The organism is Bradyrhizobium sp. USDA 4452, assembly GCF_054063575.1.
Window position 1 is genome coordinate 7,197,725 of record NZ_JBSSGK010000001.1, and the last position, 23,311, is coordinate 7,221,035.

Below are 23,311 nucleotides of genomic sequence, written 5' to 3' on the forward strand. Positions count from 1 at the left end.
TGGGTTCGATCGGACTACGAATGAGGTACCAAAATGGAAGAAGTGGGGCCGCCTCGGCGGAAACCCTTGAGCTCTTGAACCTGGGAGGAAATCCACGATGCGCAAGCTGCTTTACGCGACCAGCCTTGGGGCAATGGCGGTATTTGCCGCCGGAGCTGCCAACGCCAATGACGAACTCCAGAAGATGTCGCAGAACCCGAAAGACTGGGTGATGCCGACGGGCGATTACACCAATCAGCGCTTTTCGAAGCTGAATCAAATCAACGCCTCGAACGTCGGAAAGTTGCAGGTAGCATGGACGTTTTCGACCGGCGTGCTGCGCGGTCACGAAGGCGGCCCGCTGATCATCGGCAACATGATGTACGTGCATACGCCATTCCCGAACAAGGTCTACGCTATTGACCTTTCCAAGGACAACCAGATCGTCTGGAAGTACGAGCCGAAGCAGGATCCGAACGTCATTCCGGTGATGTGCTGCGACACCGTCAACCGTGGCGTCGCCTATGGTGACGGCAAGATTTTCCTGCACCAGGCCGATACCACGCTGGTTGCGCTCGATGCCAAGACCGGCAAGGTGGAGTGGAGCGTCAAGAACGGCGATCCGAGCAAGGGATCGACCGGCACCTCCGCACCGATGGTGATCAAGGACAAGGTCCTGATCGGCATCTCCGGTGGCGAGTTCGGCGTTCAGGCCCACATGAGCGCCTACGACATCAAGACCGGCAAGCTGGTCTGGCGCGGCTTCTCGGAAGGTCCGGATGACCAGATACTGGTCGATGACAAGACCACCGAGCTTGGCAAGCCGATCGGCAAGGACTCGAGCCTGAAGACGTGGCAAGGCGATCAGTGGAAGATCGGCGGCGGCGCAACCTGGGGCTGGATCTCCTACGATCCCGAACTGAACCTCGTGTACTACGGATCGGGCAACCCCTCGACCTGGAATCCGAAGCAGCGCCCCGGCGACAACAAATGGTCGATGACAATCTGGGCGCGGAACCCGGATACCGGCGTTGCCAAGTGGGTCTATCAGATGACGCCCCATGACGAATGGGACTATGACGGCGTCAACGAGATGATCCTGTCGGATCAGAACATCGACGGCAAGGCGCGCAAGCTGCTGACGCATTTCGATCGTAACGGCCTCGGCTACACGCTCGATCGCGCCACCGGCGAACTGCTGGTTGCCGACAAGTATGATCCGAAGGTGAACTGGACCTCTGGCGTCGACATGAACAAGAGCTCGCCGACCTATGGTCGTCCGAAGGTTCTTGACGCAGCGTCGACCGACAAGGCCGGCGAAGACCACAACGTCAAGGGCATCTGCCCCGCAGCGCTGGGGTCGAAGGACGAGCAGCCGGCGGCCTACTCGCCGGACACGCAGCTGTTCTATGTGCCGACCAACCACGTCTGCATGGACTACGAGCCGTTCAAGGTCAGTTACACCGCAGGTCAGCCCTATGTCGGCGCGACGCTGTCGATGTATCCGCCTCCCGGCGAGACCAACATGGGCAACTTCATCGCCTGGGACGGCAAGACCGGCAAGATCGTCTGGTCGAACAAGGAGCAGTTCTCGGTCTGGTCGGGTGCGCTCGCGACCGCCGGCGGCGTGGTGTTCTACGGCACGCTGGAAGGCTACCTGAAGGCAGTCGACGCCAAGACGGGCAAGGAGCTCTACAAGTTCAAGACTCCGTCCGGCATCATCGGCAACGTCACCACCTATGAAAACGGCGGCAAGCAGTACATCGCCGTGCTGTCGGGTGTTGGCGGTTGGGCAGGCATCGGCCTCGCGGCTGGTCTGACTGATCCGACGGCCGGTCTCGGTGCAGTCGGCGGCTATGCGGCGCTGAGCAACTACACCGCGCTCGGCGGGACGCTCACCGTGTTCTCGCTGCCGCAGTGAGCTGAGCAACCCTCGTTCCGGCGCATGGAGCGGTCTCCATGCGCCGGTCCGTCTTCAATCCGCATGCGAGGATATGCTTTTGCGTAAGATCTGGTTTGTGACTGCCGCGATCTTCGTCGTGGCAATGGGAGGAGTTGCCTCCGCCGAGGACGTAGGTGATCCGACCGCCGTCAAGTCGGAGGACGGCAAGTATCTCGACAAGGATGGAAACCCGACGTTCAAGGTCGCGTCCGACGGTACGGTGGATTGGTACACCTACTCCGGCTACCGCCGTTATCATTCGGAATGCCACGTCTGTCACGGACCCGACGGCATGGGCTCGACTTACGCGCCGGCATTGAAGGATTCGCTGAAGACCATGAGCTATGCCGACTTCATGGGCGTGGTCGCGAGCGGGCGCAAGAACGTGTCGACGTCGCAGGAAAACGTCATGCCGGCATTCGGCGATAATCCGAACGTTGCCTGCTACATGGACGACCTCTATGTGTACCTGCGCGCCCGCGCCAATGATGCGGTTGGGCGTGTTCGACCGGCCAAGCACGAAGACAAGTCGGAAGCCTATGGCAAGGCGGAAGACGCCTGCATGGGTAACAAGAACTGAGCCTGTCCGGCGCGAATGAGAAACCTGTTTGATGTTTTGTGGAGACCAAGATGAAGACCCGCGCCGCAGTCGCATTTGAAGCCAAGAAGCCGCTTGAGATCGTCGAGCTCGACCTGGAAGGCCCCAAGGCCGGCGAGGTCCTTGTCGAGATTAAGGCGACGGGAATCTGCCATACCGACGCCTACACGCTCGACGGCTTCGACAGCGAAGGCATCTTCCCCTCGGTGCTCGGGCACGAAGGCGCCGGCATCGTTCGCGAGGTCGGCGCCGGCGTGACGTCGGTGAAGCCTGGCGATCACGTGATCCCGCTCTACACGCCCGAATGCCGCCAGTGCAAAAGCTGTCTCAGCCAGAAGACCAATCTCTGCACCGCGATCCGCGCGACGCAGGGCAAGGGCGTGATGCCCGACGGCACCTCGCGCTTCAGCTACAAGGGCAAGACGGTCTTCCACTATATGGGCTGCTCGACCTTCTCGAACTTCACCGTGCTGCCTGAGATCGCGGTGGCGAAGATCCGCGAGGACGCGCCGTTCGACAAGAGCTGCTACATCGGCTGCGGCGTCACCACCGGCGTCGGTGCCGTCGTCAATACCGCCAAGGTGACGCCGGGCTCCAACGTCGTGGTGTTCGGCCTCGGCGGCATCGGCCTCAATGTGATCCAGGGCGCCAAGATGGTGGGCGCCGACAAGATCATCGGCGTCGACATCAACGATTCCAAGGACAATTGGGGCCGCCAGTTCGGCATGACGCATTTCGTCAATCCGACCAAGGTGAGCGGCGATATCGTGCAGCATTTGGTGGGCCTGACCGACGGCGGCGCCGACTACACCTTCGACTGCACCGGCAACACCAACGTGATGCGCCAGGCGCTGGAAGCCTGCCACCGCGGCTGGGGCGTGTCGGTCGTGATCGGCGTCGCGGAATCCGGCAAGGAGATCGCAACCCGGCCGTTCCAGCTCGTCACCGGACGGGTCTGGAAAGGCACTGCGTTCGGCGGCGCGCGCGGTCGCACCGACGTGCCCAAGATCGTCGACTGGTACATGAACGGAAAGATCCAGATCGATCCGATGATCACCCACGTGCTGAAGCTCGACGAGATCAATAAGGGCTTCGACCTGATGCACGAGGGCAAATCGATCCGTTCGGTCGTCGTGTTCTGAAATCAAAACACCAAGCACTAGGAGGATAGGTCAATGACTGTTCATATCCACCCGTCAGTCGACAATGGCGTCAAGCAAGGCTCCGGCAATTTTGCCGGCGGCACGCTGGTCTGCAAATGCGCGGACAAGAAGGTCAAGGTCGGAATCAAGGGCGACGTCGCCCACAACCACGCCTGCGGCTGCACCAAGTGCTGGAAGCCGGCCGGCGCCACCTTCTCGGTGGTGGCGGTCGTTCCGCGCGAGAACGTCACCGTGCTGGAGAACGGCGACAAGCTGAAGATCGTGGATAGCGCGGCGGTGATCCAGCGCCATGCCTGCACCGGATGCGGCACGCACATGTATGGCCGGATCGAGAACAAGGGCCATCCGTTCTACGGCCTCGACTTCATCCATCCCGAACTGTTCCAGGAGCCCGGCTCGGCGGCTCCGGGATTTGCCGCCTTCGTGTCGTCGGTGATCGAGTCGGGCGTCAAGCCGGCGGATATGGCCGGGATCAGGTCGCGGCTCAAGGAGCTTGGGCTCGAGCCCTATGACTGCCTGTCGCCGGCGCTGATGGACGCCATTGCCACCCACGTGGCGAAATCCAAGGCAGCCTGACCAACAAGGCAGCCTGACAAGGGCGGCATGACGTCCGCCCTGACGAGATTCGGCGCCGGCAGAGGGTCTGCCGGCGACGGATATGCTGGTAGTACCCGTGACCTTGAACCTTGCATGCCCTGCGGGCGACCACAGGGCATGCATTTTGTTTTCCGCCTTGCCCTTGTCCTGTCCCCGATCCTGATCCTGTCGCCGGCCCGCGCCGCGTCGCCGGAGGACCGCTACATCGCCGCGCGTGACGCCGCGATCGCCAAATTCGCCAAACTGTCGAACGACAACAAGATCAACGAGGCCGTGGACAAGGCCGAGGCTGCCGCGCGCGACGACCTGAAAGGGCAACTGATCGCCATCCTGTCGCAGCCCGCCCGACCGGGCTTTGCGCCCGCGCAGCTCAATCTCGACACTCTATATAGGGGCGATATGGGGTTCGGCATGCTGGACGGCCTCCGCTTCGATGCCGACAAGGGCAGGGACGGCGGCAAGATCGGCGAAAAGCGCGCCGACGGCAGCTTCGTCGAGCCGAAAGCCCATATCATCGTCACCTCCGAAGCCCTGTTCACGCGCTGGCTGCACGAGCACAAGACGTGGTGGGACAAGGGCAGCAAGAACGTGCCGCAGCAGATCGAACCGGCCCTGAAGTTCGAGGGCCTGTACACGCAAGCGATTTCGACCGACGCAGCGGTGATCAACTTCAACGAGTTGCCGGTCGTCAAACCGGCCTCAGCCACCCTGACTTATGGTTTCCTGGCCGGCCGCACCCAGGACACGGCCCCAGAGGCCGCCGACGAGGTATTTGTCGCCGCACTTGCCAACGGCAAATTCTACATCGCCTATGGCGAGATCGAACCCGCCGTGAAGGTACCGGCCTGTACGGCGATCCGGACCGATTACAACAAGAAGGCCGACGAAGCGGCCGAGAAGCTCGAGCGCAAGCAGATCACCAGGGCGGCCTATGACAAGCTCGGCGACCTGCGCCAGCAGGGCGAGGACGCATTCAAGCGCTGCTTCGTTCAGCATGCCCCGGAGCAGCCGGCATTCGCCGAAGCCACCAAGCAGGCGCAGGCGCTGCTGGAGACGGCGCTCGGCAAATAACCTCACATCGCGGTTTGATCGGCTGGTGGTCCGACCTTATCTTTCCCGGGCAGCTTTCGAGCCCCGGGGAGACGCCATGACTACCGCCATCAGCCCGTTTCGCATCGCCGTCAGCGACGATGTCCTCGAGGATCTCCGCACCCGGCTGCGCCGAACCCGCTGGCCCGAGGCCGAGCTGGTCGACGACTGGAGCCAGGGCGCTCCGCTGAAATGGGTCAAGGATGTCTGCCACTATTGGGCCGAGACGTATGATTGGCGGCAGCGCGAGGCGCGGCTCAACCGCTTCAGCCAGTTCACCACCACGATCGATGGGCTCGACATCCACTTCATCCATGTCCGCTCAAAGCATCCGGAGGCGCGACCGCTGATCATCACCCATGGTTGGCCGGGATCGGTGGTCGAATTCCACAAGGTGATCGAACCGCTGACCGATCCAACGGCGCATGGTGGCAGCGCGAGTGACGCGTTCCATGTGGTGTGCCCGTCATTGCCGGGCTTCGGCTTCTCGGCCAAGCCGGCAGCGACCGGCTGGGGCGTCGATCGGATCGCGAGGGCCTGGGCTGTCTTGATGGAGCGGCTGGGCTACACCAGCTATTTCGCGCAAGGGGGCGATTGGGGCTCCGCGGTCACGACCGCGATCGGCGGGCAGGACCCGGCACATTGCGCCGGCATTCACATCACGCTTGCGATGTCGACCCGGCCCAATGTCGAGGGGCAGCCGACGCCGGAGGAGACCCGTGCGCTCAACGGCATCAAATACTATGCCGACTGGGATTCCGGCTATTCCAAGCAGCAGTCCACCCGGCCGCAGACGCTTGGTTATGGCCTGACGGATTCACCGAGCGGGCAGGCGGCCTGGATCCTGGAAAAGTTCTGGGCCTGGACCGACTGCGACGGGCATCCGGAAAACATTCTCAGCCGCGACGAGCTGCTCGACAATGTCATGCTGTATTGGGTCACCGCGACGGCCGCTTCGTCGGCGCGGCTGTACTGGGAAAGCTTCGGGCCGGGCAAGCGGACTCCACACCAGGTGAGTGTGCCGACCGGCGTTGCCGTGTTCCCCAAGGAGATCGTCACGCCGGTCCGCAAATGGATGGAGACGAACTTCACCAACATCCAGCACTGGAGCGAGATGCCGAAGGGCGGGCACTTCTCGGCGTTCGAGCAGCCCGAGCTGTTCGTCGGCGAGGTGCGCAAGTTCTTCGGGATGCTGCGCTAGCAGCGTTTGTGTCAGAATGCGCTGCGTAACGGAGGGACGTCGGCGTGCTGCTTGATCCCCGCCATGGCGACTTTGAGGACAACGCCGCCAGTCCAGAACAGCGTTCGTTGTTCGCGATCGTGGGCAGCCTTCTGGTTGAGATAAGCCCGGCGAAGCTGTTGTTCGCCTGGACGGTTTCGCTTCTGCTTCCGGGCCTGCTGCTCGGCCTTGCGCCGCTGGTTGCGTCCGCCTGGATCTCGAGCCTTTCGCAACAGGTTCTGGCATTGTCCGAAGTCGGGGCAGTGCTGGCGTTGATTGTGATCGCGGCGTTAGGGTGGCTCGGCGGACGACCGCTGTTTCAGATCGCGGAAACAAACTTCTGGTCGCTGAACGCGCTCGCGGTGCAACCGAGCTACGCCTTCACGCGCGAGGCGCTGCGCCATCTGGCGGAGCTGCTCTGGCGAACCGGCTCAACTGCTGCCTCTCGCATGAGGCTGCGCCGCAGTTGCTCGATCGGCGCCGGCATACTGCTCTCTGCAGGTGCCGCATTGATCGCGGTCCTGGCCTGGCCTGCTTCGCAATGGACTGCGACCGTCAATGACCTTGTTCTGATCCATCGTCTCGTAGTGCCGACGTTCGCGAACGCCGTGGTGCTGGTGTCCAGCTATCTTGCGGTTGCATCACTGGCCTGGAGTGTGGCCGATGCCAGTATGGATCAACCAGCCGACCTTGCCGCCTTCGACGCGCCGCCACCCGGAGGCCGCTGCTGGCGCGTTGCGCATTTGTCTGATCTTCACGTGGTCGGTGAGCGATACGGCTTCCGCATCGAAAGCGGGACGGCCGGTCCGCGGGGAAACCAGCGCTTCAATCGCGTGCTCGCTCGCCTTGCCGAAATTCACGCCGTCGATCCGCTCGACCATGTGCTGATCAGCGGCGATATGACGGATGCCGGCCGGCCCGGCGAATGGGCGGAATTTCTCGATGCGTTGGCAGGTCATCCCGAGCTTGCTGCTCGCATCGTCATGCTTCCGGGCAATCATGACGTCAACGTCGTCGATCGCGCCAATCCCGCGCGCCTCGACTTGCCGTTCAGCCCAGGCAAGCGGCTACGGCAGATGCGTGCCCTGTCGGCGATTGCGGCCGTCCAGGGCGATCGCGTGCGTGTCATGGACGGTTCCGGCAAACCATCGGCCACGCTGAACCAGTCGCTGGCACCTTACCGTGACCGGATAACGCAATTTGCGCAGCACGGAGGCGTGCGCCGTGCAGCGGCGCTTCGCAGTCTGTTCGATGACCAATTCCCAATGATCCTGCCGCCCGACCAGGATGGCGGCCTCGGGATCGCCATTCTCAACTCCAACGCGGAGACTCACTTTTCCTTCACCAACGCACTTGGTTTGGTCTCGGAAGCGCAAACGCGGCGACTGGAGGCTGCAATTCGTCATTTCCCGACGACATATTGGACCATCGCGCTGCATCATCATTTGATGGAGTATCCTATGCCGGTCAAGACGTTTGCCGAGCGCATCGGGACCGCCCTGATCAACGGCAGTTGGTTTGTACGCAGGTTGCAAAGGTTTTCCGATCGCTCGGTTGTGATGCACGGTCACCGGCATATCGATTGGATCGGTACATGCGGTGCGTCGAAGATCGTCTCGGCCCCGTCGCCGGTGATGGGGGCGACCGATGATGCGGTCACTTATTTCTATATCCACAGAATGGTGGTCGGTCCGGACCGGAAGCTCTGCCTCGCCGAGCCCGAGCGGGTGGAAATTGTCGGGAGCTAAGACGTTTCCGACCCATCTTCGTGCGTTCCGCCGAACAAATCAGCGATCCATGCAGCTGAAGGACTCTCGGCACAGAAGGTCAGAATAGCGAGCGTGATCGGCACGCCGATGAAAGTCCCGAACAGGCCCCAAAGCGAGCTCCAGAAGAAGATTGCAAACAGCACCAGGAACGGCGAGATCGACAACGTCGAGCCAGCCACCCGCGGTTCGATATAGCTGCCGACCACGAACTGGATGACGTAGAGACAGGCGAACACACCAAACACCGCGGGCCAACTCTCGAACTGCGTCATGGCCAGCAGCGTGGGGAACAATGTCGCGATGAAAGGGCCGATGAAAGGAATGTAGTTGAGGACAAAAGCGATGACGCCCCATTCGAATGCGAATGGCAGTCCGGTCACGGCGGCAAACAGGCCGACCAGGAGACCCGTGACCGCGCTCATCTGCGTCCGCACCAGCATATATTTGCGAAACTTGGCGGCAGTCGCCTTGCTGCCTTTGAGCAAGACGCGCGTGGCTGTGCGATTCTCCAATCGCTGGATTCGTCGAGCAGCGTCATCGACCTCGAGAAGTCCCAGCACGACATAGACCAGCGCGATGAGCCAGAAGCTCAGCGTGGTGTTGACACGGCCGGTGACGTATTGCGTGATGCGCAGCAGCCAGCCGACATTGAAATGCTCCGCCCAAAGGCCGGCGAAAGAGACGCCGTGGCCGTCCAGCCAAATCACCGCTGCGTCGTAGAAGGCTTGATATCGCGCCGCATCCGCAATCAAGGAGCGCCCGACACGGCCGAATCCCCACGCCGCCAGCGAGGCGAACGCGATGCAAGTCGTGGTCGTAACGACGACGGTGATGGCGAGCGCAAGGAGTTTCGGCAGCCACGACTGCAGCCGTTCCTGAACGGGCCAGACGATCGCAATGATGAACAGGGCGGCCGCAAGCGGGGCCAGCACACTGCGCGCCTGAGCCACCGCCGCGGTGACCAGTACCGCGGCGATGATGCCGGTCGCGACCTTCAACCCGCCAGTCATCCTTGGGTTATCCAATCTCCTGCGAGCTGGCTCGATCCTGCGGCGCGCTACAGCAATCCGCGATAAATCCCCGGCGCGGAGCCGTCGATGGCCACTGCGCCGACGGCCTTCGCATAGAATTCCGCCGGTCCGACGCCACCGATGATGGCGTAGCCGAAGCCCTGGTGTTTCATGTCCTCGAGACAGGCGAACAGCAGCGCCTTGCCGATTCCGCCCTGCTGCGCCTTCGGCGCCACACCGGTCGGACCGAAGAAGTTGCGACAGGCCGCGTCGTGGCAGGCGAATCCCACGATCTTCTTCTGCTGGACCGCGATGAAGCAGGAGACCGGTTGACGGCTGAACGCGACCTCGGTTTCGCTGGCCCACGCTTCGCTGAATGTTTCGCGCACCCAGGCTATGACCTTGTGTTTCTCAGGGGCGAGCGCCCGGCGCATGACAATTCCGGCCTGCTGCAATCGATCGTAGGCGGGCCTTGAATCGGGCAGGGCGTAGAGCTTGACGAGCATGTCCATCCGGCAACCTTAGTGGAAAATGCGCCCCGCGCAAATCACGGGAGGAAGGTCGAGGCGTGGGTTGGGTAGAGCCCTACGGACTACCATTTCCGCTATTGCCGCGCAGAACATCGGTAACGGGCAGGCCGTCGTCTTCAACGTCCTGCTCAATGGCTCTGCCGCGGCGCTGGAGCGCACACCATTCAGCTTGGAAGCTGACCGGCAATCTCGTCGGCCCGCCAGCACCGGACCGCGTGCCCGTCCGGACGCGTTTGAAGCGAAGGCCGAGGCTCGCGCTGACACACCGCTTCGGCGTAACGACAGCGTGGACTGAATGCACATCCGTCCGGCGGATTGAGCGGATTCGGAAGCTCACCCCTCGTCGTCGCGAGCGGTGTGCGGCGCAGCGGATCGGGAATGGCAGATATCAGGGTTTGCGTATACGGGTGTGCCGGCCGTTCGAAGATGTCGCGCCAGCCGCCCGTCTCCACAATGCGGCCGAGATACATGACCGCGACCCTGTCGCTCATGTGCTCGACGACGCCGAGGTCGTGGCTGATCATGATGTAGGAGAGGCCCAGACTTTCCTTCAATTCCAGCAGCAGATTGATGATCTGGGCACGGATCGAGACATCGAGCGCCGATACCGGTTCGTCGCAGATGACGATCTTGGGATTGAGGATCAGCGCGCGGGCGATGCCGATGCGCTGGCGCTGGCCACCGGAGAATTCATGCGGGTAGCGGCCGGCCTGTTCGGGCCGCAGGCCGACATGCCTGAGCATCGCCGCAACGCGTCCGTCGATTTCGCTTTTGGCCGTCACGCCATGCAGGCGCAACGGGTCTTCCAGCGTGCGACGAACGGTCTGGCGTGGGTTGAGTGAGGCGTAGGGATCCTGAAACACCATCTGGGCGGTCCGCGCCAGCAGCTTGCGATCGACCGATCGCCGGCCCGTCACGACGTGCCCGTCGAGCACGATCCTGCCCCGCGTCGGCGTCAGGAGTCCAAGCAGCGAAAGTGCGACGGTCGACTTGCCGCAACCGGATTCGCCGACGAGACCGAGGCACTCGCCACGCTTCAGTTCGAGATCGATGCCGTCGACCGCGCGCAGCAGCCGCTGGCCGCCGCCCAGCAAGCCGCCGCCGAGCGGAAAATGCACCGCGAGATCCTCCACGCTGAGGATGACATCGTCGCTGGGCTTCACCGCGGGGTCATGCATGGTGATGGCACCTGACCAGGCCACCTGCACCGAGCCACGTTGTCTCGGGTGCGGTGGTCCGGCAGATCTCGGTTGCCTGTGCGCAACGCGGATTGAAGCGGCAACCGGCTGGAAAGTCCGCGATCGCCGGTACGACGCCGGCGATCTCCCTGAGCCGCGACCGGCCGAGTGCCGCGCGGCTCCCCAGCCGTGGCAGCGAGTCGACCAGGCCTTGCGTGTAGGGATGCGCGCAGGCGCGGAAGATGTCATCCGAGCCGCGTTCCTCGACGATGCGGCCGGCATACATGACGCCGACGCGGCGGCAGACGTTGGCGACGAGGCCTAGATCGTGGCTGATCATCAGGATCGCCGTGCCGCGCTCGGCGCATAGGTTGCGCATCAGCTCGATGATCTCCGCCTGCACTGTGACATCGAGCGCGGTGGTCGGCTCGTCGGCGATCAGAAGATCCGGATCGCATGCCAGCGCGATAGCGATCATCACGCGCTGGCGCATGCCGCCCGAAAGCTGGTGCGGGTAGTCCTTCACCCGCCGCTCCGGTGCCGGAACACGCACGTTCGCCAGCGCCTCGACGGCCAACTGATCTGCCTCGCGCCAGCTCTTGCCCTTGTGCAGCACGAACATCTCCGCGATCTGCCGGCCGACCGGCGAGACCGGATTGAGCGCCGTCATCGGCTCCTGGAAGATCATGGCGATGCGATTGCCGCGCAGCGCGCGCTGCTCAGCCGCGGAAAGTCCCTGGATCTCGCGGCCCTCGAAACGTATCGCTCCGGCGGCGACCGAGAGCGGCCGGCGCAGCAGGCCGATCAAGGCGAGCGCCGTGATGCTCTTGCCGCAGCCGGATTCGCCGACAAGGCCGAATGTCTCGCCGCGATCGATGCGGAATGAAACACCCTCGACCGCCGCAACATGCTTGGCGCCGTCGTCGAGATCGATTCGCAAGTCTTCGACTTCGATCAGCGGAGCGGCCGTCATGAGCGCCGGCTCCGCGACTGGGGATCGAGCACGTCACGCAAGCCATCGCCCAGCAGATTGAGGCCGAGCACCGTCAGGAATATCGCGAGGCCCGGGAAGACGGACAGCCACGGTGCCGTGGTGATCTGGTCGCGGGCCTCCGACAGCATGCTGCCCCAGCTTGGATAGGGCGGACGGATGCCGAGGCCCAGAAATGAAAGCGAGGCCTCGGCCAGGACCGCGCCGCCCATGCCGAGCGTGCCGATGACGATGATGGGGCCGACCATGTTCGGCAGCAGCTGCGTGATCATGATGCGCAGATCGCCATACCCGAGCACTCTTGCGGCCTGCACATAGCCCTGGCTCTTCAGCGACAGCGTCGAGGCGCGTGCGATCCGGCAGGTGAACGACCAGTTGGTCAATCCGAGCGCGATCAGGAGGCTGGTCAGGCCGGGCCCAAGCACCGCCATGATGGCGAGTGCGAAGATCAGTGAGGGGATGGCGAGCATCAGATTGGTCAGCCCGTTGACGAAATCGTCCCACCAGCCGCCCCAATAGCCCGCAGTCAGGCCCAGCGTCACACCGATGACGCTGTTGACGAGCTGCGAGACGATGCCGACCGTCAGCGAGATCCGCGCGCCGTGGACGACGCGGGAATAGATATCGCGGCCCTGCGCATCGGTGCCGAACCACCAGGTCCAGCTCGGCGGTTCTTCCGCATTCATGAGGTTGGCGCCCATGACCGGATCGGTATGGGCGAGCCACGGTGCGAACAGGCCGACGAAGATCGAAAGCGCGAACAGCACCCCGCCGATGATTGCACTGGTCCCAAGCCTCATCGCGGCCGCTCCGCCGGGGCAGGCTGCACGATCGAACGGGCGCTGACGTGATGAGACCGGCCGCCGCTCATGCGTATCTGATCCTGGGGTCGATCACGCCATAGAGCAGATCAACCAATGTATTGACGGTGAGGAAGAACAGCACCACCACGAGAATGGTGCCCTGGACGGCGGGAATATCGCGCTGCAGGACGCTGTCGACCAGCAAGGAGCCGATGCCGGGCCAGGAAAACAGTTTCTCGACGACGACGGCCTGGCCCATCACGACGCCGAATTGCAGGCCGATCGCGGTCAGAATGATGACGAGGGCATTGCGCATCACGTGCCACGTCACGACCCGGGTCTCGCTCATGCCCTTGGAGCGTGCGGTGCGGACGAAATCTGCGGTCATGATCTCGAGTACCGCGGCCCGCGTCGTCCGCGCCAGCAGCGCCATTGGCGAGACGCCGAGCGTTACGGCAGGCAGGAGCAGATATTTGAGACTGCCATCGCCATAGCCGAAACTCGGCAGCCAGCCGAGCTTCAATGCAAACAGATACATCAGCAGCAGCCCGAGCCAGAATTTGGCCATCGAGAGGCCCGACACCGCCAGCACCATCGAGATCGTGTCGACAATGCTGCCCGGCCTCAGCGCGGCGATGAAGCCGAGCGGTACGCCGACGGCAATCGCAAACGCCAGGGCTGCGAAGATCAGCTGCAGCGTCGGCCACATCCGTTTGGCGACCATGGTCGTGACCGGCTCGCGGGTCCGGAACGAGGTCCCGAAATCACCCGTCGTGAGCTTGGCGACATAGGAGCCGAAACGCACATAGACGGGATCGTCGAGCCCGAGCTGCTTCTTCATGCGTTCCACGACCTGTGGGTCGGTCGGGCCTCGGCCGTCATCGCCCATGCTCGACACGATGCTGCCCGGAACGACGCTGAACAACACGAAGATCAACAGCACGACGGCCAGCACGGTCGGAATGGTTTGCAGGACTCGACGGATCGCGAAGGACAGCATGGGGCGCTCTCCTCAGTCCCTCGATCGTTTGTCGCGATGGAGGAGCATGGCACCTGTCACTTCGCGGGCGAGGTCTCGTCGACCCAGAGGTCTTCGACATTCTGATGGGTCAGCTCGGTTGCGTCCAGCTGAATTCCCTTGAGCCAGGGCTGCACCGCCATGACAGCCTTGTTGTAGTTGAAGAACCAGATCGGCGCTTCCTCCTGCAGCAGCGCATTGGCCTTTTGCAGCAGCTGGACGCGCTTTGTGGCATCGTCGGTCTGGCCGGCGTCATCGATGATCTTGTCGAAGTCCGGGTTCTTGAAGGTCGTGTAGTTGCAGGCCGATTGCGGCGTCGCCGAATGAAAACATTTGAGCGCTGCCTGCGGATCCGGGCCGGTGGCCTGGGAATAGATGAAGGCCTGGAAGTCGCCCTTGCGGATGACCTCTGCCAGCACCGCTGTCTCGATCTGCTTGACCTTCACCTTGATGCCCACCTTGTCCAGCATCGGGATCGCGGCTTCGACGATCGGCAGGCCCCAGCTTTCGTTCTGGCTGGTGGTCCATTCGAATTCAAAGCCGTTGGGATAACCCGCATCCGCGAGCAATTGCTTCGCCTTCGCTGGATCGTAGGGATAGGGCTTCATGGTTTTGTCGTATGCCGGCGAGGTCAAAGGCAGCCAACTCGTGGCGCGATAGGCCTTGCCCTTGACCAGCTTGCTGATGATCAGATCGGCATCGATCGCATAGTTGACGGCCTGCCGAACCCGCTTGTCGGAGAACGGCTTGAACGTCGGATTCATCCCCATATAGCGGGTGAAGACCTCGGCGACCTCGACGATGGTGCCCTTGAGGTTGGGATCGGCCTGATAGGCGACGTATTGCGCCGGCCCCAGCACCGAGGTGTCGATTTCCTTGTTGCGGAAGGCGACATCGCGCGCCGCGGCTTCGCCCATCAGCGATATCACGATCTTGTCGGCATATGGCTTGCCGGGCTTGTAGAACCGGTCCCAGCGTTCCAGCACGATACGCGATCCCGGCACGTGCTCGACGAACTTGAACGGACCAAGACCGATCGGCTTCTGCAGGAAGCTCTCCTTGCCGCCCTCGTCGGCGGGATAGATCGAGGTCAACGCGGTGAAGAAATAGAAGGCGGGATCGACCTTCTCGGTCAGCTTCATTTCGAGGGTGAAGTCGTCGATCTTCTTCAGGCCGGAGATTTCCTTGGCCTGGCCTTTCTCCACCTCGGCCGCGCCCTCGATCAGGCGGACGAAACGGGCGCCGGGATAGGCCTTGGTGCCGTCCATGATGCGGTTGTAGGACCAGATGATGTCGTCGGCCGTCATCTTGCGGCCACTATGGAAATAGGCGTCGTCGCGTAGCTTGAACGTATAGATGAGACCGCCGCCCGAGACGGTGACCTCCTTGGCAAGTTCCAGTACCGGCTTGCCCTCGGTCGAGTCCCAGATGTAGAGCGAGCGGTGCAGGGCCTTGGCGTAGATCTCGTCCTGGGCGCGCGGTGTGGTGTGGATGTCCATGCTGGTGAAGCTGGAGCCATAAGGCGCCGTCATGCGAATGGTCCCGCCCTTGCGCGGTGTCTGGGCCTCCGCCGTGGCGGCGAGCGCGAGCCCGAGGCCGACCGCGATCGCAAACATCTTGAACTTCATGCTTCCCCCAACGCTACAGACGCGTTCCGATCAGCGAGTTGACCATCGGCAGTACGTCAAGCGCAAGGGTCCTCGTGTCATGTCGGGGGTGACCGGCACCAAATATTTCCGTCGGCTCGGTGCGAAGGGCAGGATCAACGAAACGCCGCAGGTTGCACGCATCTGGTCCGAAGGACCGCGTCGCTCACCGGTCACCATGTGAGCGCGCTGGAAATCCCGCTTTGCAACTTTTGCGAGTGTGTAAACGCTTACGATTGAAAGGGTTTCGGCTTTCGTCCCGAAATCGTGCAGCCAGGTTCGGGGCGATCGGCACCCGGCTCGAGGGCGGAACGAAAAGCAAGACTCGGGCAAATGATGTCGCGAGAATGCGATGCTGTGGCCCCAACTGCACCTGTCATCGACGGGTCGAGCCGGGCGATGACACCGAGATGAACTACGCAATGACCGTACATCGTAGCGCGCGAGACCCATCCTCATCGTCGTCCCGGCGAAAGCCGCGACCCATAACCACAAGTGCTGATGCCGTGCACCGCCGGGACGACGAGTTCCGTCAACAATATTTCCGCGGCGTATGGGTCCCGCCTTCGGGACGACGGGGGGAAAGTCGCCTGTCCGATTCCCCCGGCGGCATCGTGGAAGATGTGTTACGACGCAACGTCGATCTCAATCCTCACTCCCGGTACGACGGATCGGCGCGATCGAGCTTGCGCAGCAGCGCGGGCCAGGCCAGCTCGCCATTGCGGGCGGCGCGGCCGGGCTTGGGCAGCATCCGCTCATAGGTGTCTTCGAGAATGTTTTGCGGCGGATAGATCAACTTGGTGTTGCAGGACAGCGCCATCACCTGGGTCTGGCAGGCGCGCTCGAGGCGGAACAGCACGTTGAACGCGGCCGGCACGGTGCGGCCGACGACGAGCAGGCCATGGTTGCGCAGGATCATCGCTTCGTTGTCGCCGAGGTCGCGCACCAGGCGCTCGCGCTCATCGACATTGTCAGCAATGCCTTCGAAGTCGTGATAGGCGATGTGCAGGAAGCGCATCGAGGTCTGCGCCAGCGGCAGCAGGCCGCATTCCATCGCGGACACCGCCATGCCGGCCGGGGTGTGGGTGTGCGCGACGCAATCCATGTCATGCTTGGCCATGTGGATGGCGCTGTGAATGACGAAGCCGGCGACATTGACGTCGTAGTCGGTGGCGTTGAGCAGCGTATTGCCCTCGACGTCGACCTTGATCAGGCTTGAGGCGTCGATCTCCTCATACAGCATGCCGTAGGCGTTGATCAGGAACTGGTCGGTGGTGCCGGGCACGCGGCAGGAAATGTGGTTCGCGATCATCTCGGTCATGCCGTACATCGCCGTGAGGCGATAGCAGGCGGCGAGATCGACACGGGCTTGCCATTCCTCGGCGCTCACTTGCTCGCGAACGGATTTCACGACCTTGATCGCGGGCGAGCTGACGGGGGGATTCATGGCGTTCTCTCCTTGAGATGTCTGCGAGGCCGGGGCCCGATTGTTGCGCGGACCATAGCAGAATCGGTGACGCGGCAAGCGGCGGCGCGTCTGCTTATTTGCAGGTCTGGCGGGCAAAAGCCGAATGCGGCATTGGCGCGCCGCACCTTCGATGTCAGGAAGCGGAAAACAGTCGAGGCGCGCAAAATGAGCGAACGCAAGATTCGTATTGCCGTCCTGCATTTCTCCCACGAAACCTCGGAACAGCCGATGCTCATGTCCGGTGCCGGCTGCCGAGCGCGGCGGCGACCGATTCCGGATGCCTGATCCGCTCGATCAGCATGTCGATGCGATCGCCGCCCCAGAACAGCTCGCCGTTGAAAACCATGCTGGGCACGCCGAACACGCCGAGCGCTTCGGCCTCGTCGATGATGCCGTCGTGTTCCGCGCGGGCAGGGCCGCGAACATAGGCCTCGAAGGCGTCGGCGGAGCCGCCGATCGCGGAGATCACGCCGGCGATCTCGGACAGATCGTCGATCTCCAGCTCGTGGTTCCAAAATTTCCGGAACACCGTGTCATGGTAGGGCCGGAACAGCCCATGGCGCTGCGCGAACAGCATCCCGGCGCTTGAATAGAATGCGTCGTAGATCCGGCGCGGCCCCTTCATGGTCAGTCCCTGCGCGTTGGCGAACCGCCGTGCATCCATGTAGGAGTAGCGCACCTTGCGCCAGAAATGCGGCGTGCGCTCCTCGACCGTGCCCATGAACTCGGGAATTCGAAGTGTGTAGGGCAGCCATTCCAGCTCGACGCCAATGGTGTCTTCGAGCTCGAACAGCCGCTTGTTGGCGACATAGGCGTAGGGAGATTTGTAGTCCGTGTAGATGCGTACGCGCGGCTTTTCGGTCATCGTTCCTCACCTGTCGGGACGATTGTTTCCGATCCGGCGCGGTCGCGCAATGCGGTGCGACGAGGGAGAGGAGGCGCGCAAACGAATGGGCCCCGGTGCATTCAAGCATCGCGGGGCCCTGTTACTTCGTTTTAGCGAAGAATCTCTGGTGTAGACCAGTGGTGTTTCTGGACCTGAGAGCGCTTGGCCTTTGCGCCCTCGTCCTGCGGATATGTTCAGATTGTCGGCGGCACACGCGGCTAGCAGCTGCTATTCGCCTCAACGTGCACCGAGACCTTGCTGAGCAAGGTCGCTGGCTTTCGCCGGTGGCGTCATGCTCCTCTCCAAGGGTGGGCCGACGGACCTCTGTCCGCTTCTGCTGCCTGGCGGCCGATCCCATAATCGTCCGTCAATTCCTGCGACGCGAGGAGCAGACGCTCCTACACCCCGACAGGTGCAGTCAGCGAAATGCTGCGGCAGTTATGGTCCGCTGTCAAGTTAACGAGCGGGGTAATTCAGGTCAGCTTTCCTGTCGCGCCTTGGTTTTACGATACTGCGTGAGGTCCGGATCGTGCGTCATTTTCCAATAGTCGACAAACCGCCACGGCATAGCCGAGAACACCCGGCCGCTGCTATTGCGGTAGTACGTCGTCATGCCCGGATGCGTCCAGATCAGCTGCTCATGCTCGGCGTCGACACTGCGGATATATTCGTCGTGTGCGTCCGGATGCACATCAATCGCGGCGATGTCGTTCTCGATCATCTCGACGAGGCAGGCGGATATGTAGCGGCTCTGGCATTCCGACTGGAAGATCACGCTGCCGCCATGCGCAGGCCCCGAGTTGGGGCCGAGCATCAGAAACAAATTGGGGAAGTCAGGCACGGTGAGGCCGAGATATGCGGTCGGATTGTCGTTGCGCCACGTCTGCTTGAGGTTCTTGCCGTCACGCCCGGTAATGTTGAGACGCGCCGCCATCTCCGAGACCTTGAAGCCGGTCGAGATCACGACGACGTCGTGCCGCCGCGATGTGCCGTCGCTTGTGACGATGCCGTTCGCCGCGAAATGGTCGATCTTGTCGGTGACCAGCTCGACATTGGGACGGGTCAGCGTCTTGAACCAGTTGTTGTCGAGCAGGATGCGCTTGCCGTAGGGCGGATAGGTCGGCATGCACTTCTCGATCAGGTCGGGACGATCCTTAAGCTCGGAGAGGATGAAGTCGGCCAATTCCTGGCGATGCCGGTCGTTGCTCTTGTTGACGGCGCGCTCCGGATGCGGCCACGTCGGATCCTTGCGCAGGAACGGCAGCAGTCCGTCGCCGTAACGCCAGAACATGTTGAAGCGATACCACTGTACGTAGAACGGCAGATGGGCGAGCAGCCACTGCGCGCCTTCGGTGATCGGATCGGAATAACCCTTGACCGGCCGCGCCCACTGCGCTGTGCGCTGGTAGACGGTGACCGAGGCGACGCGATCCGCGATCGAGGGCACCAGCTGCATCGCGGTCGCGCCGGTGCCGATCACGGCAACATGCTTGCCGTCGAGCTTGATGTCGTCGGACCACCGCGCCGAGTGAATCTTAAGGCCCTTGAAATCCTCGTCGCCGGTGAAGCGGGCAGCCAAGGGATCATTGAGCTGGCCGATCGCGCTGACCAGGGCGGTGGACTCGAAGGTCTCCTCGCCGTTCGCGGTTTTCAGCGTCGAGATCCAGCGCCGCTTGCCCTCGTCCCAACGCGAGGCGACCAGTTCGGTCGAAAGGCGGACGTGCTTGCGGATGTCGTATTCGCGGACGACCTTGAGGAGGTAGTCCAGCAATTCCTGGCGCTGTGCAAAATAGCGGGTCCAGGGATTGCGAGCGCCGAACGAGAACGAATAGGAGTGGTTCGGCGTGTCGACGCCGCAGCCGGGATAGCGGTTGACGTACCAGGTGCCGCCGATCTCGTCCTGCTTCTCGACGATGGTGTAGGGAATGCCGAGCCGCCCGAGCGCAACGCCGAGCGCGATCGCGCAGACCCCGGCGCCGACGATCAGCACGTGCTGCTGCACAAGCCTCGCCTCGGAGGGGCGCTCGCGCCAGCGCGCGTCGCGGGGAACGAACCCCATCTCTTCCCGCATCAGCGGAGCATATTCCGGCGCGACATTCTCGCCGAGCGTCGCGCGCATCATGCGCAGCATCAGCTCATCGCCGGGATCGGTGATGACGGGCTTCGGCGTGCCATTCGCGAACAGGTTCAGGACGGCCGCGCGGATCTCGTCCTGGATCTCCTTTGGCACGCCGGCGTCGGGATCGGGGATCAGGCGGACGTCGCGCTTCGGTTTGTACGGCGGCTCGAGCCATTTCTCGTCGCCGGTCATGTGCACCAGCACCATCAGCAGCACGCGGATGTCGCCTTCGGCGATGGCGGAGGACAGATCGAGGTGTTGGCGCGGAAGCTCGATATTCATGTGTTATCCTCAGCTCGCCGGTGCTTCCGGCAGGCCGCCATAGGCGGCCCAGGTAGTGCCGACGATGTAGCCGGCATCGACCGGCAGGTTGATGCCGGTTACGCCGCTGCTCTGCGGCGAGAGCAGCCAGGCGATCGCCTGCGCCACTTCCACCGGCTCAACCAGCCGGTTCATCGCAGTCGGCCGCGCCAGCAGATCCTTGTTCAGGGCGCCCGACGCTATGCCGGCTTCGAGCGCTGCGGTGCGGGTGAATCCGGGCGACACCGCGTTGACGCGGACGCCGGAACGTCCCCATTCGGCGGCGAGCGTCTGTGTGATCTGGATGACGCCAGCCTTCGCCGCGGTATAGGCGTGGATTGGACCCGACGTCATGCCGGCCACCGAGGCGACGTTGACAATCGCGCCGTGCCGCCGCTTCGCCATTTCGATGCCGACGCTGCGCGCGACCAGAAAGGTGCCGCGCAGGTCGATATTGATCTCGCGGTCCCATTGCTCCATCCGCACCCGCTCGATCCTGTGCATCTTGCCGAACACGCCCGCCGCGTTGACGAGGCCCGTGATCGGGCCGTGTGCCTTCTCGATATCGGCAATGCCGGCGACGACAGCGCTTTCGCTCGCGACGTCGAACGGCGCCGGCCAGAGGATGGCGGCGGTTCCGGCCAGCGGCTCGGGAGCGATGTCGACGATGATCACGCGATGGCCCTGATCGGCGAGCAGAGTTGCGGTCGCAGCGCCAATGCCGCGGCTGCCGCCGGTGACGAGGATGGTGCCGTCGGCGCTCATGATTTCCTTCCCTTGTCGCTCGGGGTGAACAGGCCGCGCGTGACCAGCTTCTGATAGGCCGTGATGACATAATCAGGCACGGCGGTGACGCCTTGTTCGGAGTAGGAATAGCGGCGGCTGAGATAGCCGCGCGCGCCCATCAAGACCTGGACGATGGCCTCGAATTCCTCGTCGCTGAAGGTGTTGGTCGCTCCTGCGGCCCGCGCGCGCTGGAGGATGCGGACATAAGCGCTGGAAATGTTGTCGAAATGCTTCTGGTAGCCGATCGGCGCGAAGAATTCGGCCTCGTTGAGGATGCGGAGAAACTCGGGAACCTCGCGGATGAAATCGAAGAACGCGCTGAAGCGCTCGACCTCCTGCCGGGCCTCGTTCGCAGTGCCCGTGCGCGCATGGATGAAGCGGACCATGTCGAGGCCGATCTTCGGCAGCAACTGGTCGAGCAGCTCCTGACGGTTCTCGAAATGATTGTAGAAGGTGCCTTGGGCGACGCCGGCAGCTTCCGTTATCCGCGCAACCGAGGCTTCGGCGTAGCCGTATTTGCCGACGACCTTGGTGGCGGCGTCGAAGATCTTCTGCTTGGTCCAGGCGTTGCGCTCGACCCGGTTCAGTTTTGTCACTTTGGCTGAAGTCGCTTGCGTCATGCGGTGGCCTCGAGTTCGGCGCGCAGCACGCGCTTGAGCATCTTGCCGGATGGATTGCGCGGCAGGTTGTCGCGGTCCGGAGACCGCCTGGCATGAAATGCGATGAAGCTGAAAAGATTGATCATTTGCCGCTCGTCGAGCCGATTCCCGCGTCGTATTCTCCCGCGGTGAATTCTGACTCGTAATTCATCTTTGGCTTGACGTCACCCCCCTTGCTCTGAAAGCATTGTGGTCACGGAGACGAAACGATCTCCGGCAGGGATTTGGGAAAGCCAACCCGACAGGGAGGGGAACATGACGAGGACCCGGAAACCGGGCATCAGCCGGCGCTCGACGCTTGCGCTGATCGGCGTCGGTGTGGCGACCTTTGCCGCGCCGTGGGTGGCGCGCGCACAGGCCAAGACGATCAAGATCGGCATGCCGACCATCCTGTCGGGCCGCGTCGCGCAGCTTGGCACGTCCTCGCGCAACGCGGTGCTGCTGGAAGTGGAGAAGATCAATGCCGCCGGCGGCCTTGCCGGGCGGCAGATCGAGATGGTGATCCGCGACTCCAAGGGACAGCCGCAGGAAGCTGCGCGCATCGCACGCGAGCTCGTCAACACCGACGCCTGCGAGATGCTGCTCGACGGCGAGGCGTCGTCGGGATCGTTTGCGGTTCACGAGGTGGCGCGCGATCTCGGCGTGCTCTGCATCCATACCTGCTCGGAAGCGTCGTCGCTGACGGCCGATCCCAAGCAGCACATCCCGAACGCCTTCCGTTGCGTGCGACAGGGTATCCATGACTCGATCGTGGGGGCGGGCTACGCAGCCGGGATCGCCAAGGCAAAGGGCTTAAAGAAGTGGGCGACCTGCTCGCCCGACTATGCCTATGGCCGCGACACCACCGGCGAGTTCGTGCTGTATCTGAAGAAGTTCGCACCCGATGTCGAGATCATCAGCGAATCATGGCCGAAGCTGTTTCAGCCCGACTACACCGAGGTGGTGACCAAGATCCTGCAGGCCAAGCCGCAGGCGCTCTATTCCTGTCTGTGGGGTGGCGATCTCACCTCCTATATCGACCAGGCCAACATCTACGCGATGTTCGCCCAGGTGGAGGTGTTCGCGGTCAACATGGCCGACTACACCGCACTCACGGTGGTGAAGAACCTGCCCAAGGGCATCCACTCCGGCGACCGTTACATCAAGACATTCCCGCCGACGCCGGAGAACGCGGCCTGGGGCGATGCCTACAAGGCGAAGTACAACGAGTATCCGACCAACTGGTCCTGGCAGAACGCGACGGCCGTCATGTTCCTCAGCGAGGCCGTCAAGAAGGCGAACTCGACCGACGGCAAGAAGGTTGCGGAGGTGCTCACCGGACTCACCATCAAGTGTCCGTTCGGCGCCGACGGCACCGTCACCATGCGTGCCGACGACCACACGCTGGTCGGCTACGCGATCGGCTGGGGAACCACGATCCCGCAGGAGCCTTACGTGCCTGACGTGAAGGCTGGGGACTGGAAAACCATCTTCGAGCTCGAGGCCGAGTGGAAGAAGAGCAAGGGCTACACCTGATCGCATGCAAAGGCGGAGGCAGCAGCCCGCTGTTTCCGCCTGTCGT

At 62.9% G+C, this 23,311-nt stretch carries 21 protein-coding genes; 8 read left to right on the plus strand and 13 right to left on the minus strand.

The window, feature by feature from the left end; all coding sequences use genetic code 11:
- Nucleotides 1–97 precede the first annotated feature (97 nt).
- The 7 genes from xoxF5 to ACVISU_RS33830 all read left to right on the plus strand — a co-directional run bounded on the left by xoxF5 (nucleotide 98) and on the right by ACVISU_RS33830 (nucleotide 8,335).
- Complete coding sequence (xoxF5, locus tag ACVISU_RS33800; RefSeq protein WP_050405248.1) at nucleotides 98–1,900, plus strand: lanthanide-dependent methanol dehydrogenase XoxF5; 1,803 nt, start codon at nucleotides 98–100, stop codon at nucleotides 1,898–1,900.
- A 124-nt stretch (nucleotides 1,901–2,024) separates the two neighbouring features.
- Nucleotides 2,025–2,501, plus strand: a complete 477-nt coding sequence (locus ACVISU_RS33805; RefSeq protein WP_050405341.1) for a c-type cytochrome, methanol metabolism-related — start codon at nucleotides 2,025–2,027, stop codon at nucleotides 2,499–2,501.
- A 50-nt stretch (nucleotides 2,502–2,551) separates the two neighbouring features.
- Nucleotides 2,552–3,661, plus strand: coding sequence for an S-(hydroxymethyl)glutathione dehydrogenase/class III alcohol dehydrogenase (locus tag ACVISU_RS33810; protein ID WP_050405342.1), 1,110 nt, complete (start codon nucleotides 2,552–2,554; stop codon nucleotides 3,659–3,661).
- A gap of 33 nt (nucleotides 3,662–3,694) precedes the next feature.
- Nucleotides 3,695–4,258: an S-(hydroxymethyl)glutathione synthase gene (gfa, locus tag ACVISU_RS33815; protein WP_050405249.1), complete on the plus strand. Its 564-nt coding sequence runs from the start codon at nucleotides 3,695–3,697 to the stop codon at nucleotides 4,256–4,258.
- A gap of 138 nt (nucleotides 4,259–4,396) precedes the next feature.
- The gene (locus tag ACVISU_RS33820) at nucleotides 4,397–5,350 is read left to right on the plus strand and encodes a hypothetical protein (protein ID WP_050405250.1); all 954 of its coding nucleotides are present in this window, start codon (nucleotides 4,397–4,399) and stop codon (nucleotides 5,348–5,350) included.
- A 76-nt stretch (nucleotides 5,351–5,426) separates the two neighbouring features.
- Entirely contained in the window at nucleotides 5,427–6,569 is a 1,143-nt protein-coding gene (locus tag ACVISU_RS33825; protein WP_456709826.1) for an epoxide hydrolase family protein, read from the plus strand.
- Between the two features lie 44 nt (nucleotides 6,570–6,613).
- Nucleotides 6,614–8,335: a metallophosphoesterase family protein gene (locus ACVISU_RS33830; RefSeq protein WP_456709827.1), complete on the plus strand. Its 1,722-nt coding sequence runs from the start codon at nucleotides 6,614–6,616 to the stop codon at nucleotides 8,333–8,335.
- Here ACVISU_RS33830 and ACVISU_RS33835 read toward each other — a convergent pair.
- From ACVISU_RS33835 to ACVISU_RS33895, 13 genes are all read right to left on the minus strand, one after another.
- Nucleotides 8,332–9,366 carry an AI-2E family transporter gene (locus tag ACVISU_RS33835; RefSeq protein WP_456709828.1) on the minus strand — a complete coding sequence of 345 codons (1,035 nt, stop codon included), beginning with the start codon at nucleotides 9,364–9,366 and terminating at the stop codon, nucleotides 8,332–8,334. The genes ACVISU_RS33830 and ACVISU_RS33835 overlap by 4 nt on opposite strands.
- Nucleotides 9,367–9,413: 47 nt before the next feature.
- Nucleotides 9,414–9,878, minus strand: a complete 465-nt coding sequence (locus ACVISU_RS33840) for a GNAT family N-acetyltransferase (protein ID WP_456709829.1) — start codon at nucleotides 9,876–9,878, stop codon at nucleotides 9,414–9,416.
- A gap of 182 nt (nucleotides 9,879–10,060) precedes the next feature.
- Nucleotides 10,061–11,074: an ABC transporter ATP-binding protein gene (locus ACVISU_RS33845; RefSeq protein ID WP_456709830.1), complete on the minus strand. Its 1,014-nt coding sequence runs from the start codon at nucleotides 11,072–11,074 to the stop codon at nucleotides 10,061–10,063.
- Complete coding sequence (locus ACVISU_RS33850; RefSeq protein WP_456709831.1) at nucleotides 11,067–12,047, minus strand: ABC transporter ATP-binding protein; 981 nt, start codon at nucleotides 12,045–12,047, stop codon at nucleotides 11,067–11,069. The genes ACVISU_RS33845 and ACVISU_RS33850 overlap by 8 nt, the downstream gene beginning before the upstream one ends.
- Nucleotides 12,044–12,865, minus strand: a complete 822-nt coding sequence (locus ACVISU_RS33855) for an ABC transporter permease (RefSeq protein ID WP_456709832.1) — start codon at nucleotides 12,863–12,865, stop codon at nucleotides 12,044–12,046. The genes ACVISU_RS33850 and ACVISU_RS33855 overlap by 4 nt, the downstream gene beginning before the upstream one ends.
- A gap of 67 nt (nucleotides 12,866–12,932) precedes the next feature.
- Entirely contained in the window at nucleotides 12,933–13,868 is a 936-nt protein-coding gene (locus tag ACVISU_RS33860) for an ABC transporter permease (RefSeq protein ID WP_050405256.1), read from the minus strand.
- Between the two features lie 56 nt (nucleotides 13,869–13,924).
- Entirely contained in the window at nucleotides 13,925–15,514 is a 1,590-nt protein-coding gene (locus ACVISU_RS33865; RefSeq protein WP_456709833.1) for an ABC transporter substrate-binding protein, read from the minus strand.
- Nucleotides 15,515–16,184: 670 nt separating this feature from the next.
- A complete protein-coding gene (locus ACVISU_RS33870; protein ID WP_050405258.1) occupies nucleotides 16,185–16,979 on the minus strand; it encodes a class II aldolase/adducin family protein in 795 nt (264 codons plus the stop codon).
- 253 nt (nucleotides 16,980–17,232) lie between these two features.
- Nucleotides 17,233–17,865, minus strand: coding sequence for a DsbA family protein (locus ACVISU_RS33875; protein WP_456709834.1), 633 nt, complete (start codon nucleotides 17,863–17,865; stop codon nucleotides 17,233–17,235).
- A gap of 499 nt (nucleotides 17,866–18,364) precedes the next feature.
- Nucleotides 18,365–20,287, minus strand: coding sequence for an NAD(P)-binding domain-containing protein (locus tag ACVISU_RS33880; RefSeq protein WP_456709835.1), 1,923 nt, complete (start codon nucleotides 20,285–20,287; stop codon nucleotides 18,365–18,367).
- 9 nt (nucleotides 20,288–20,296) lie between these two features.
- The gene (locus tag ACVISU_RS33885) at nucleotides 20,297–21,070 is read right to left on the minus strand and encodes an SDR family NAD(P)-dependent oxidoreductase (RefSeq protein ID WP_456709836.1); all 774 of its coding nucleotides are present in this window, start codon (nucleotides 21,068–21,070) and stop codon (nucleotides 20,297–20,299) included.
- Nucleotides 21,067–21,711 carry a TetR/AcrR family transcriptional regulator gene (locus ACVISU_RS33890; RefSeq protein ID WP_456709837.1) on the minus strand — a complete coding sequence of 215 codons (645 nt, stop codon included), beginning with the start codon at nucleotides 21,709–21,711 and terminating at the stop codon, nucleotides 21,067–21,069. Before ACVISU_RS33890 ends, ACVISU_RS33885 begins: the two co-directional genes overlap by 4 nt.
- Complete coding sequence (locus tag ACVISU_RS33895) at nucleotides 21,708–21,836, minus strand: hypothetical protein (protein WP_283807383.1); 129 nt, start codon at nucleotides 21,834–21,836, stop codon at nucleotides 21,708–21,710. Before ACVISU_RS33895 ends, ACVISU_RS33890 begins: the two co-directional genes overlap by 4 nt.
- 169 nt (nucleotides 21,837–22,005) lie before the next feature.
- Here ACVISU_RS33895 and ACVISU_RS33900 point away from each other — a divergent pair, with 169 nt between their 5' ends.
- Complete coding sequence (locus ACVISU_RS33900) at nucleotides 22,006–23,265, plus strand: ABC transporter substrate-binding protein (RefSeq protein WP_456709838.1); 1,260 nt, start codon at nucleotides 22,006–22,008, stop codon at nucleotides 23,263–23,265.
- The last annotated feature ends 46 nt before the right edge of the window (nucleotides 23,266–23,311 follow it).